Origin of the sequence: Candidatus Methanodesulfokora washburnensis (assembly GCF_003947435.1) — an archaeon.
Taxonomy (GTDB): domain Archaea; phylum Korarchaeota; class Korarchaeia; order Korarchaeales; family Korarchaeaceae; genus Methanodesulfokora; species Methanodesulfokora washburnensis.
In genome coordinates, this window is record NZ_RCOS01000139.1 from 1 (window position 1) to 12353 (window position 12353).

General features: G+C 39.3%; 12 protein-coding genes and 1 pseudogene. 10 read left to right on the forward strand and 3 right to left on the reverse strand.

Annotated features, from left to right (window positions below; all coding sequences use genetic code 11):
* Positions 1 to 249: pseudogene (locus D6D85_RS16720) on the reverse strand (hypothetical protein); the annotation flags it as partial.
* A 563-nt stretch (positions 250 to 812) separates the two neighbouring features.
* On the opposite strand from D6D85_RS16720, the gene D6D85_RS12095 reads away from it, so the two are divergent.
* Together D6D85_RS12095 and D6D85_RS12100 are read left to right on the forward strand one after the other, a co-directional pair.
* A complete protein-coding gene (locus D6D85_RS12095; protein WP_125672299.1) occupies positions 813 to 1292 on the forward strand; it encodes a hypothetical protein in 480 nt (159 codons plus the stop codon).
* Between the two features lie 131 nt (positions 1293 to 1423).
* Positions 1424 to 2245, forward strand: coding sequence for a nucleotidyltransferase domain-containing protein (locus tag D6D85_RS12100; protein ID WP_125672300.1), 822 nt, complete (start codon positions 1424 to 1426; stop codon positions 2243 to 2245).
* 4 nt (positions 2246 to 2249) lie between these two features.
* On the opposite strand, the gene D6D85_RS12105 is transcribed toward D6D85_RS12100, so the two are convergent.
* Both D6D85_RS12105 and D6D85_RS12110 read right to left on the reverse strand, forming a co-directional pair.
* On the reverse strand, positions 2250 to 2522 hold the full coding sequence (locus D6D85_RS12105) for a hypothetical protein (protein WP_125672301.1): 273 nt from the start codon (positions 2520 to 2522) through the stop codon (positions 2250 to 2252).
* 1 nt (position 2523) lies between these two features.
* On the reverse strand, positions 2524 to 2772 hold the full coding sequence (locus D6D85_RS12110) for a TIGR00304 family membrane protein (RefSeq protein ID WP_125672302.1): 249 nt from the start codon (positions 2770 to 2772) through the stop codon (positions 2524 to 2526).
* A 214-nt stretch (positions 2773 to 2986) separates the two neighbouring features.
* Here D6D85_RS12110 and purB point away from each other — a divergent pair, with 214 nt between their 5' ends.
* Genes purB through D6D85_RS12150 form a run of 8 tightly spaced genes read left to right on the forward strand, consistent with a single transcriptional unit; the run spans position 2987 to position 12312 of the window.
* A complete protein-coding gene (purB, locus tag D6D85_RS12115; protein ID WP_125672303.1) occupies positions 2987 to 4360 on the forward strand; it encodes an adenylosuccinate lyase in 1374 nt (457 codons plus the stop codon).
* A 6-nt stretch (positions 4361 to 4366) separates the two neighbouring features.
* The gene (locus D6D85_RS12120) at positions 4367 to 5446 is read left to right on the forward strand and encodes an extracellular solute-binding protein (protein WP_125672304.1); all 1080 of its coding nucleotides are present in this window, start codon (positions 4367 to 4369) and stop codon (positions 5444 to 5446) included.
* 12 nt (positions 5447 to 5458) lie between these two features.
* Positions 5459 to 7153 (forward strand): ABC transporter permease, encoded by a 1695-nt coding sequence (locus D6D85_RS12125; protein WP_125672305.1) that lies wholly within the window; start codon positions 5459 to 5461, stop codon positions 7151 to 7153.
* Positions 7141 to 8235, forward strand: coding sequence for an ABC transporter ATP-binding protein (locus D6D85_RS12130; protein WP_125672306.1), 1095 nt, complete (start codon positions 7141 to 7143; stop codon positions 8233 to 8235). The genes D6D85_RS12125 and D6D85_RS12130 overlap by 13 nt, the downstream gene beginning before the upstream one ends.
* Before the next feature lie 3 nt (positions 8236 to 8238).
* On the forward strand, positions 8239 to 9366 hold the full coding sequence (locus D6D85_RS12135) for a mandelate racemase/muconate lactonizing enzyme family protein (RefSeq protein WP_125672307.1): 1128 nt from the start codon (positions 8239 to 8241) through the stop codon (positions 9364 to 9366).
* Entirely contained in the window at positions 9366 to 10625 is a 1260-nt protein-coding gene (locus D6D85_RS12140; protein ID WP_125672308.1) for a 3-isopropylmalate dehydratase large subunit, read from the forward strand. Before D6D85_RS12135 ends, D6D85_RS12140 begins: the two co-directional genes overlap by 1 nt.
* Positions 10625 to 11125 carry a LeuD/DmdB family oxidoreductase small subunit gene (locus D6D85_RS12145; RefSeq protein ID WP_161969857.1) on the forward strand — a complete coding sequence of 167 codons (501 nt, stop codon included), beginning with the start codon at positions 10625 to 10627 and terminating at the stop codon, positions 11123 to 11125. Before D6D85_RS12140 ends, D6D85_RS12145 begins: the two co-directional genes overlap by 1 nt.
* Positions 11119 to 12312 (forward strand): DUF401 family protein, encoded by a 1194-nt coding sequence (locus tag D6D85_RS12150; RefSeq protein WP_125672310.1) that lies wholly within the window; start codon positions 11119 to 11121, stop codon positions 12310 to 12312. Before D6D85_RS12145 ends, D6D85_RS12150 begins: the two co-directional genes overlap by 7 nt.
* The last annotated feature ends 41 nt before the right edge of the window (positions 12313 to 12353 follow it).

Below are 12353 nucleotides of genomic sequence, written 5' to 3' on the forward strand. Positions count from 1 at the left end.
ATCGTTCACGTATGCGTTCTCATTCCCCAAGGCCTCTATCTCCCTCGCTCTGGATGGTATAGATGGAGCTGACGCTCCTGCTGTCCTTTTTCTCTGAAACACAGGCTTTCCCGATCTCTTGGCCCAGGCATAAAATATTGCTCTGTTAAGCCCAAAGGATTTTGCCTTCTCCAAATCCCCTTTCAAAAGATAGTATCTGGCTGCTTGAAGCAGCGCCATGACCTGAAATCTGCCAATTGTCCTTTGCATTAAGAAAAAATAGGAAACTAGAAATAAAAAGATTTAATCTAATTGAATTAGCTATAGAGTAATTTACTATTCTTTACAGGATTTTAAGAAGAAAGCTGAGAAGCTCCCGAGGAGAACTGCGAGTGATATCTTTCCAAATGGAGATGATGAAGTGCTTCCCCCATGCTCTTGACTCCAGTTTAAGATCCGGATCGAACAACAGGACGAGCTAGCTGCCAACCTTTTTGAACCTATCACGTTCCCTTCAAGCTGTATCCTCCCCATCCTGACTTGCATTTCGCCTTCCTCAGGTCATCTTGTATCAAGTTCCACCATCTCTTTGCTTCTTTTTCAGTTTTGTTAGGAAGAAGGAGAAATACTAAGAGGGTAGAAAGATGAGCGTTAATAACTTAAGGGCTATCCTTCCAGATGTTTTCCTACAGGATTATAGAAAGCAAATCTTTATAAATTAGACATTTTATGATGCATATGGAATCAGAGCCCTTCATGTTGTATTTCAGCAAGAGGTTTATGGATAGAGCTCCAAGACCTTTAGCCTAGGCCTGGTTGCCAGGAAACATCTTGTGAAAATTCTGGGAAAAATGAGCGTTGATTTCAGGGAACTTGACAGAGATGAGGCCAAGAAGGCTCTGGAGAGAGTAGGAAGTTCCAAGGGTGTGACAGTATCCGCTGGTCAACTTGCTAAGAGCTTAGCTCTTGCTTTCTTCCTTCCGACTGGAGTTTTTCATGCAATGCTTAAGAAAGTCAACTATATCTCCGGAGCGGAGATGGCTGATGGCATCCTGCTGGAGTTCATAGCTGAGATACCCAGAGCATTCAAGACGACGCTGTTCTACCATATATGGCTTATTGTGCCCAAGACCGGGGCAGGAGGGGAAAATATAAAAGAGCTCATCAGGACAATAGTGAAGAAGACTGGAGTTGATCCATTGAACGAGGAGGAGTGGAAGAACGTCAGGCCGATAGTGGAAAAGCTGTCTGGAAGAATAGATGTCAGAGGTGCTGCAGAGAACCTCTGGAAATCGTTGTTGAAGGATGCTTGAGGCGGATAACTAATCGCACATGTATGAAATCAATAATTCTGGTAACAGGGTGCATTATTGTGTGAGAGTTGTTAGAAGCAAGAAGCAATTCTTCCTCTCTAATTTTTAAGCATGTGTATCACAACAGCAAGATGGATGAAGCAAAGCTTGACAAGATATGCCATCTTACCAGAAGAGAGGTGGAAAAAGAGGGTATAAAGGTCAAATCCATCATCTTGTTTGGGTCTGCATGCAGAGCTGATGACTTTGTTCCCGGCGTGAGCGATGTGGATCTACTTGTAATAGCTGATAGGCCTTCAAGAGGCTATCTTGAGTTCTATATAGATAAAAGCAGGATTGATGCCACTGTTCTCACTGAGGAGAGCGTAAAAGCTGTCTTCAAGAGAGGGCATCCGCTCAGCTTCATGCTTAGAAGGGGAATAGTCCTCTACGATGATGGCACCTACCGGTCTATCCCCAAAGAGGTTAAAATAACTGATATCACGAGGAAAGTCCTGAGAAGATCGGCTGTGGTTGCCCTGGGATTAGCAATAGAGAAGTACCTCCAAGGATCCTATCTGAGATCGGTTTCACATCTCTATCACTCAGTAAGACACCTGATAAGGTACAAGTTCTCCCTAAGAGGAAGAGCTGAGAATTTCCCTATCTCAGATAGAGAGGTATTGGAGAAAGCTGAAAATTTAAAGGAAGTCTTTCTCAAGCTTGTTAAGATGAGAAGGATGCTTCCTGGAAGAAGTAACGTCAGAAGAGCTGTAGATGAAGTTATAGATGTAGTGTCCAGCGAGCTCAAGCTGAGATCAGCAAGATTGGATGAAATAGAGAGATTCAGGGAGGTTAGTGCGCTGACAGCCTGCGAGGATAATGGCTATCTTGTCTTCAGGATAAGATGTGCGGATGGGACATTTGAGCTCAGGGAAAAAGAGGTTAGAAATGTTGAGAGCATCTTATGTTGAAATATTAGGGCATTGATCTCTGTTCTTCTGGATACCTGGAAATAGTCCTGAAGATGAGGTAGCTGAAGGCCATAAGCACTATCGCTAGGATTATAGATGCAAGGATAAGCAAAGAAGATGCCTTTCCATAGCCAAAGCATATGGGGAAGAAGAGTATGATTACGCAGCCCCCTCCGCTTATCTCAACTCCCTTTGCGAGCGATAATATGGAAAGCGTTGCCGCTACGAGGAAAAGGAGAACTCCTAGGAATATCATTATAAAGCCTATCTCTCTCATCTCACCACCTCAGCATGAAGAGGAACAGAAGCACGACTGCTACCATGAATATCAGGGTTATTACCATAAGATCTCTTGCTATCCTCTGGTTTGTGCCAAAAACTATCGGAAACGGACCTATTACAAGGACTCCTCCTCCTTCTACCCTTCCTCCCTCTCTCAAGCTATGCAGAAAGAGGAGCAGCATACCCACTGTTATCAGGAAAAAGGCAGCTATAATCAGAAGAAATGTCAGGACAGCTATCTCCATCTTACTTATTGATTCTTTCTCCTTTAAAAATCTTATCTTATGATTAATTTAAGAATTCTTTATGAAACTCGAAAAGCACAAATTTAAATATACTAAGATTTGTTTTAATGAAGAATTTTTTTGCTTTTTGAGGCAAATTATTTTTTTTCCATTTTTCCATTTTTCCTAGGAAATTTTTTTAAATAAATCCCCCCCCTTGCTAGGGGGGATGTGAATGTATCTTCCCTTCGGAGAACTTCTTAAAGGTTCGTACACCACGGAGGACATGTTAAGAATTTTCGACGAACAGAACTTTATAAAAAAATTTCTTATAATAGAAGCAGCATTAGCAAAAGCCCAAGCAGAGCTGGGTGTAGTACCAAAAGAGGCAGCTGATGCAATAGAAGCTCTCTCACAGAGGGGATTGGATCCTAAAAAAATTGCTGAAACTAAGGGTAAGGCTAGACACTTGCTTGTGTCGATGATGTACACAGCAGCCGATGAGCTCGGAGATTATGGTGAGTACATTCACTTGGGACCGACGACGCAGGATATACTAGACACATCTCTAATCTTATTATCTAAGGAAGCATTAGACGTAATGATTAAAGATCTTAAGAAGCTCATAGAAATATTAATTGATAAAGCTGAAAAATATAAATACACTGTAATGCCAGGACGTACCCATTCACAACATGCTGTACCCATAACGTTCGGGTTGAAGCTGGCATTTTGGGCAGATGAGCTTAAAGACCATATAAAGAGGTTACAAGATACGTATGAAAGGATAACTTACTTGCATTTATCCGGTGCTGTGGATACCATGGCATCATTTGTTCAGGTATTTAACGGCGATAAGGACAAGGTTTTCAAGATGCATGAACTTGTAGCCAAGTATTTAGGTTTAAAGCCGGTATATATAGGCCAGCACCAGAGAATAGATAAATTTAGTGAGATAGTCACTAACCTATCCTTAATATCAAGCCTTATAGGAAGAATGGGTTTAGAAATAAGGGATTTATCAGCCGAAGAAGTCAAGGAAGTTTTCGAGCCATGGACTAAAGGTGTGCATGGGAGTAGTACTATGCCCCAGAAAAGAAATCCAGAGCCCAGTGAGTGGTTGGAAGGTATTGCAAAGATAGTCAGAGTTTTACCTGTATCAATGAATAGCATAACTATGCAACATGAGAGAGATGCCACTAGAATGGCACCGGAGTTTCTAGTGCTACCATTAGCTTTTACACTAGTTCATGCTCAAGTAAAATCTGTGACCAGAATAATTGAAGGCTTACAGGTATTTGAAGAGAATATGAGAAAGAACTTGTATATCTCCCGCGGTTTCATGGCAGCCGAACCCTTAATGCTTGAATTGGCTAAGAGGACTGGAAAGAAAGTCACTGCTCATAAAATTATATATGATATTGTTCAGGATGCTATAAATGCTAATAAGACGTTTGAAGAAGCTGTTCTTGCAAATGCCGATATAAGAAAATATTTCACTGAAAATGAGTTAAGAGAGTTGCTTAATATGGAGAAATACATTGGAACATCCGTAGAGCAAGTCGAAAGAATTAAATCTGTTATCGAGAAGGAAATATTGAGAAGGTGAATTTGTATGAAAGGTGTATCAAGAATAATTTGGGGCGTTGTGGCCGTAGTAATCGTATTGGCAGTTGCGGCAGCAGCGATAGTGATGCAGAAACCAGCAGCTCCTGCGGCACCAGCAGCTCCTGCGGCACCAGCAGCTCCTGCGGCAGCAGAATGGCACCTAACAGTGTATGCTCAGGGGGTGGAAGAATCATGGAGGGCTATATTGGAAGAATTTAAAAAAGAGTATCCACAGCTTAAGGATTATACCCTCTATGTAGAGTCAGCAGGAAAAATATCTGAGAAGTTTTTATCAGAGGAAAGAGCAGGTAAACATATAGCTGATGTAATAGTGGCCCAAACTATAGCACTGGAGAATGCTCTTAAGGAGGGATTTCTGCTGTACTATGAACCGCCTAACGCTAAAGATCTTATGCAATACAAGTTCTTCTCTTCGTACGCAAAACCTGGGTATTACTACCCCTACAGATTTTTGGTTCAGGGGATAGGCATTAATACTAAATATATAGATCCAAATACTATTAAATCATATAAAGATTTACTGAAACCTGAGTTTATAGAAAAGTGGCAGGGAAGAATTGGAATGGCTGATCCTCGATACACCGTTAGTATTGAGCTATTCTTCTTTATGAAAGAATATTATGGAGTAGACTTCTGGAAAGAGATAGCTAAACTCAAACCGGCATGGGAATCAAAGTCTACAGTAGCTGTTGATGATCTGGCAAGCGGAAAAATAGTCGTTTTAATAGGTGCATTAGGGCATCTTTTCAGCGAAACGGATAAGCCTATTGCTTTCATATACCCAGAAGAAGGTACCATTTTGACGCCTGTATGCGCAGCGATTTCAAAAGAGGCACCTAATAAAGAAGCAGCTAAAACATTTGTTAATTGGTTATTATCAAAGAAAGGTGCAGAAATGCTTGTTAAAACCAAAGGAGGGGATCCTGCGTATCCAGGCTTATCTCTGCCAGGCATGAAACCAATTGATAAAATAAATATCATTCCTCAGAACTATACTAAATATTATAGTATACCAACAGAAATTATATTAAAGGAATGGGCAGAAATCTTTGGGGTTAGAGGTTGAGGTGTCCTTCGTATGCGCAAGGGAAAGCTCCCCTCTTCTTCTTTTTTCCCAAATATAATATTATTTATAGTTATGCTGATGGTTCTGCCTCCTATTGTGATATTGTTTTTATATAGTTTATCGAATGCATCATTAGGAAAATTAAGCAATATTTCTCTTACGTTTGAACCATATACAAAGCTTCTTCAGGATTCCACAAATATAAAATCTATTTTGAATTCATTAGTAATAGCTTCTCTATCAGCTTTATTTGGTACCTTAATCGCCACGTTCACAGCATGGATTATTGTTAAGACGGATACGCCACTAGTAGGAAAATTAGAACCGCTCCTCCTAGTTCCTGTGGCGATCTCGCCGTTTCTCTATGCACTATCTTGGACGACTTTATTAGATCCTTATATAGGAATTATAAATATATTAACTAATATTTTAATAGGTAAAACTTTGCTAACGATCTATTCTTTTACAGGATTAATCTTAGTTACTACTTTTGCATGCATGCCACTAGCTTATATAGTAATAAAACCATTCTTTGAACAGTTTGACAGCTCACTGGAGGAAGCATCCATAATATCTGGTGCTAGTAAAAGGGTTACTATATGGAAGATAACCTTCGGTTTAGCAGTACCTACTATGATCTCTGCATATCTATTAGCTTTCGTATGGTGTATGGAAGAACTTGGAATACCTCTAATTTTGGCAGCCCGTGCTGCAATTCCAATAGCCTCGCTGAGGATATACGAATTAACATTAACATGGCCTCCAAATTATAACGTAGCTGCAGCATTAGCTATAGTAGTAATGATAATAAATATTATTTTATACAGAATAGCTCAATCCATTATTGGGAAAAAACAGTGGACTACCGTTGGCCTTAGAGGATTCAGAAAAGGCGTAATGAAATTCGGTAAAATAAAATATCTATTTTTATCTATAGTTCTCATTTATATAGTTATTTCATCAATACTTCCCATAATAGGCATGGTCCCTATGTCGCTGTCAAAAGTGTATGGATTCCCTTCTAGGCTAGAAGATATCGCTCTTGACAATTATGTTAGACTTCTTTCGAAACCGCTAGCCATAACTGCAATTAAAAACTCGATAATAATTGCTACACTAGGATCGTTTATTTTATTAGTGTTCACCTTTTTAATTTCATATATAGTAAATAGAACTGCATATAAAGCAAAAAATTTGTTAGATACTCTAAGTATGTTCCCGCTCAGCATACCAAGTATTGTTATTGCTCTTGGAATATTTTTATATTTCTTATATATCTTACCGACATTTATCTATGTAAGTATTTTCTCTATAATGCTCGGTATGCTGATTAGGTTTATTGGACATGGAACAAGAGCTTTTTCACCGGTAATGAAACAGGTACACCAAGGGCTAGAGGATGCCGCCAGAATCTCTGGAGCATCCCAGTTCCAAACCATAAAAGATATACTTATAAAACTTATGATTCCATCCTTTATTTCTACATATACTTTCCTGTTTATATATTTTGTTAGGGAACTTCCGCTATCGATCCTTCTAGCAACATCAAAAAACATGGTATGGACTGCGGCTATATACTCCTTGTGGGAGCTGGGCGATGTGAGGTTGGTTTATGCATTTGCATGTATGGAGATAATACTAATTTTATCAGTTAGATTTATAGGGGTATATTTATCAAAGAGGGAGGAGAGAAAATGGAATATATGATAGAGTGTCATAATCTAATAAAAAGATTTGGAGAAACGGTAGCTTTGGACAATGTGAACTTGAATGTAAATAAACATGAAATCATTGCTATAATTGGACCAAGCGGTTGCGGAAAAACAACCCTTCTTCGTTGCATTGCCGGGTTAGAGAGGCCGGATAGGGGAAGAATAATTATGGATGGTGATATAGTTTTCGATTCCGATAAAGGCATCTTTGTACCCCCAGATAAAAGAGGTATCGGAATGGTCTTCCAGATATTCGCTGTATGGCCTCACATGACTGTATTTGAGAATATAGCTTATCCATTAAAACTTAGGAAGATACCGAAAGATGAGATAGAAAGACGTGTAAAGGAGGTAATCGAACTTGTTAATCTCCAAGGACTCGAAAATAGGTATCCTCATCAGCTAAGTGGAGGACAGCAACAAAGAATTTCATTGGGTAGAGCGCTGGTCATGCAACCTAAGGTGATCTTATTTGATGAACCTATGAGCAATTTAGATGCAAAACTGGCAGAAAAACTTAAAATAGATATTAGAATTCTTGTAAAAAACTTAAAAATAACTGCAGTATATGTAACTCATGACCAACTAGAAGCATTAACAGTAGCAGATAGGATTGCTGTTATGAGAAACGGCCGAATACTTGAAATAGGACCCTCCTTGGATATTTACAAAAAACCAAAGAACACATTCACTGCTGAGTTTGTCGGAGTATCTAATAAAATACGTGGTAAGGTAGTCAAATTTATGAATAGTTATATTGAAATAGAAACACAGTTAGGAAAGCTTGTCTGCGATCCTCCATACATTGATGTAAAACCGAATGAAGAGGTGGTTATGTATATAAGAGCTAGTGACATAGATATATGTCCTTATCCAGGTCCAGCAGAAAAGCGTAATGCCTTTGAAGGAAGAATTAAATCAAGATCTTTTACAGGAGACTCTTTTATATACATTGTGGAGGTAAATGGTGCGGAGCTAAGAGTCCATGCACCCGCTGATATCGATATAGAGGAGAGCACAAGAGTAGTGCTTGTATTTGATCCATCCAAGGTTATAGTGTTGAAAGGTGGTGAATAAGGAATGAATATAAATGTCAATATACATAAATGTGAAGCACTGCTTTTGCAGCTACCTTTAAAGGGATCCTACAGAACCTCTCATGGAGAAGTCTCTCACCACAAGAGCGTAGTTGTGATTCTGGAAGCCAACGATGGAACAGTAGGTGTGGGACAGGTAGATCCCATACCTAGGTACTCATCTGAGACGGCAGAGGAAATCTGTTTAGTGATTAATACATACATTTGTCCATTATTGATTAATGAATCACCATTTAATATATATTCTATAATGGAGGAAATTAATAAAATATTTCCGGATCCTCTACATTTAGAGACAAAAGCGGCGGTAGAGATAGCTCTATATGACTTAATAGGAAAGATGATCAAGGAACCACTATATAAGATAATTGGTGGATTGTATAGAAGGGAGATTCCTGTAGTTGGGTGGGTGGGACAAAACCCTCCGGAAATCGCGGCTAAAAAAGCTGTAGAGAAGCTTGAAGAGGGTTATAAAGCAATTAAGGTAAAAATAAGCAATTCTCCTGAGGACATAGAGAGAATAGCTAGAATAAGAGAAGCTATAGGTTATAACGTTGAACTAAGGGCTGATGCTAATGAAGCATTTATTCCTATAGATCTATTAAAGAAGATAGAACGTTATGAATTGAAATGGATTGAGCAACCTGCTCCAAGGCGGTGTATAGATTATCTTGTGGAAATAAGAAAGAAAACGGAGATTCCTATCTTAGTAGATGAAAGCATAAGTGATATCTACTCTCTTTTAGATATAATAAAGAAGGAAGCTGCAGATTATGTTAAGTTAAAAGTTATGAAGCAGGGAGGCATAACTAACATTAAAAAGATGATAGATATATGTAAGGCATATAATATTAAGTGCACCATTGGACATGGATTTGACATGGGAATCTCTGCATTAGCAGAGCTTCACGTTATAGCGTCTTCTAGTCCTAGTACAGTGGAACATGTAAATGAGGTTGGAGGACCATTTGATAAGATGAGTGATGATATTATCAGCAATACATTAGAATTTTCTAAGGGTACATTTAAGATAAGCGATGATCCAGGCTTAGGAGCAACATTAAGCGAAGAAAAACTCAGAAAGTATCTGAAGGGAGGGAAATTAATATAATGGATAAATCAATGACCGAGAAAATCCTGTCATCTAAAGTGGGAAGAGATGTTTCACCAGGAGACATTGTTGTTGCTCCTGTTGATCTTGTTTATATGCATGATGGAACAGCGCCTCTAATAATAAAAAATATAGAAGAAGTACCTACATTAGGAAGAGTTTTTGATAACAAAAAGGTAATTCTTGTTATAGACCACGTATCTCCCCCTTCTACTGTTGTTGCCGCGACTATACACAAGCATATGAGAGCTTTTGCATCAAAGTTTGGCTTAAAGCTTTTCGATGTAGGTGAGGGAATATGCCATCAGGTTATAGCAGAATCAGGACTTGTTGAGCCAAGAAACGTAGTTATAGGGGCGGATAGCCATACTACAACTCTAGGAGCCCTTGGAGCTTTTGCTACAGGAGTTGGAAGTACTGATGCCTCGATAGCGATAGCCACAGGAAAAATATGGCTTAAGGTTCCTGAGGTCATGCTAATAAAGTTTACAGGAATCCTACCAAAAGCAGTAATGGGTAAGGATGTAATATTATATATAATCAGCATTTATGGTGTTAATGGTTTTAACTATAAATCTATAGAATTTTCTGGAGAAGGCTTAAAAAATATATCAATGGATTCCCGATTGACCATATCTAACATGTCTACTGAGATGGGTGCGAAGGCTGCCTTGTTCCCAGTAGATCATATTTCTCTAGAATGGTATAAAAGCATTGGAGTGAAAGTGGATGAGTTCTATCCTGATCCTAAAGCTAACTATGAAGATGAGGCCGAGATTGAACTAAGTAGAATAGAACCTCTCGTTTCAATTCCGCCCAAAATAGACAATATAAAAGCTGTAAGTGAATTAGAAGGTATTGAAACCGATGTTGTCTTTATAGGAAGTTGTACAAACGGGAGGTATGAGGATTTCCTTACTGCAGCCAGAATATTAAGAGGAAGAAAGGTTAAAACAAGATGTATAGCAATTCCTGCCTCTATGAAGGTATATAGGACACTACTCGCAGAAGGGATTGTGAATATCCTCGTAAATGCTGGTTGTTATGTCGCTTTTTCCACCTGCGGTCCATGTCCTGGGGCACATATGGGTCTTCTGGCTGAGGGAGAAACTGTGGTGTCTACAAGTAATAGGAATTTCCCTGGAAGAATGGGACATAAAGACAGCAAGGTATATCTTGCCTCTCCAGCTACTGCTGCAGCTACAGCTATTAACGGAAAAATAACTGACCCTAGAACTTACTTGGAGGGTGTTACATGATAATAAGAGGAAATGCATGGATTTTAGGGGATGATATAAGTACTGACCATATAATATCTGGGAAATACAGATTCGAATCTCTCTCACTAGAAGATATGCTCCCACATGTCTTTGAGGGAGTAATTCCCTCTTTTTATAGGTCTGTCAAAAAAGGGGATATAATAGTAGCCGGGAAAAACTTTGGAATAGGCTCGAGTAGAGAGCATGCACCGCTCCTTCTTAAGATGATCGGCATATCTGCAATCATAGCTAAATCTTTTGGAAGAATCTTTTATAGAAATTGTATAAACATAGGTCTTCCTGTCCTAACAGCTCATCTTATCCCTGATGTAACAGTCAATGGAGACCTCATCGAAATAGATTTTACCCAAAGTACAGTAATTAATTTATCAAGAAAAATAGAAGAAAGGTTTACACCCTTTCCAAAGGAGATACTAGATATAATTCTAAACGGAGGTATCATCGAATATATAAAGAAAAAGGGTGCACTCCCTTGGTAGATCCCGTTCTTAGCTTCGCTATATCCATAGCTCTGCTAATGGGGCTTCTTATGATAAAACAGGAGATTCATGTAGCTGTCTTGGCCTCAGCAATATTATTTGGAGTCCTAACGCTTGGAATCTCTTTTTTTGAATCAACTTTCAAGGGCATATTCTCGATGGGCACTCTCTCCCTTCTAGTGGCTTTCTCGTCTGCTTTTTTCCTTTCGTATATGATGAAGATAAGCGGAATACTCGACAGAATCACGAATTTTGCTATCAGCTTGGGCCCCAAGTTCGCCTCCATATTCATCCCAATACTAATAGGTCTCATCCCAGTGCCGGGAGGTGCGCTAGTCTCAGCAATGATGATGAAGGAGCACTATATGGAGAGGCAGAGGCTAGATAGTAACTTCGCTACCTTCGTAAATTATTGGTTCAGGCATGTAGTTATGCCGATATGGCCCATCGCTCAATGGATAATAATGGCCTCTGTGATCCTTAACACATCGATAGTTAGGATAATAAAGGCCACATATCCCGCTGCTATAGCTTCATGGATTGCTGGTCTTCTCCTCTTTTTCCCAAGGATCAGTAAATTTAACAGCTCATTTGAGAGAGATAAGGTTAGCTACAGAGCTTTGGTGAATTTCTGGCCCTTCTTGATCTTAGTGATCCTCACGTTCGTGATTGGGTTCCCCATATATTTATCTCTCCTTATATCCGCATTAATAGTAACCGTACATGCTAGACCCTCGAAAAGAGAGGTAAAGGAGGGGCTAAAGTTCGCTCTTTCCTTCAAGATACTGACTGTGGTAATCGCTGTAAACATGTTTATCCGGTATGTGTACGATAGTAACGCTGCTCTAGCTCTATACAACTTCATGGTATCAAGAAGCATACCAGCCCTCCCACTTTGCTTTCTAATAAACTTCATGGTAGGGATATCGACTGCTGGAGAATATGTTTTCACTGGCATGACATTCCCATTGCTGAGCGAGATAATAGGAACTTCCTCTAATATAAAGGATATCTTTCTGCTGGTAAGCTATACTGGTGGCTATCTCGGAGTTATGCTCTCTCCAGTTCATCTATGCCTTGTTCTAACGTTGGAGTATTATAAGGCGAGGTATTCCGGGGTGTACAAGTACTTAGTGCCTGCAGTGGCCATAAGCTTGATCCTCACTATCCTTATATCCCTACTGTAGCTCGTCCTAGGATGAATACAGTAAATCAAGTCTTTCTGGAG

What these genes read in the sequence shown, in the direction of transcription:
- D6D85_RS12100 (WP_125672300.1), top strand. Translation starts at nt 1,424, where the DNA reads ATGGATGAAGCAAAGCTTGACAAGATATGCCATCTTACCAGAAGAGAG.
- D6D85_RS12105 (WP_125672301.1), bottom strand. Translation starts at nt 2,522, where the DNA reads ATGAGAGAGATAGGCTTTATAATGATATTCCTAGGAGTTCTCCTTTTC.
- D6D85_RS12110 (WP_125672302.1), bottom strand. Translation starts at nt 2,772, where the DNA reads ATGGAGATAGCTGTCCTGACATTTCTTCTGATTATAGCTGCCTTTTTC.
- purB (WP_125672303.1), top strand. Translation starts at nt 2,987, where the DNA reads ATGTATCTTCCCTTCGGAGAACTTCTTAAAGGTTCGTACACCACGGAG.
- D6D85_RS12120 (WP_125672304.1), top strand. Translation starts at nt 4,367, where the DNA reads ATGAAAGGTGTATCAAGAATAATTTGGGGCGTTGTGGCCGTAGTAATC.
- D6D85_RS12125 (WP_125672305.1), top strand. Translation starts at nt 5,459, where the DNA reads ATGCGCAAGGGAAAGCTCCCCTCTTCTTCTTTTTTCCCAAATATAATA.
- D6D85_RS12130 (WP_125672306.1), top strand. Translation starts at nt 7,141, where the DNA reads ATGGAATATATGATAGAGTGTCATAATCTAATAAAAAGATTTGGAGAA.
- D6D85_RS12135 (WP_125672307.1), top strand. Translation starts at nt 8,239, where the DNA reads ATGAATATAAATGTCAATATACATAAATGTGAAGCACTGCTTTTGCAG.
- D6D85_RS12140 (WP_125672308.1), top strand. Translation starts at nt 9,366, where the DNA reads ATGGATAAATCAATGACCGAGAAAATCCTGTCATCTAAAGTGGGAAGA.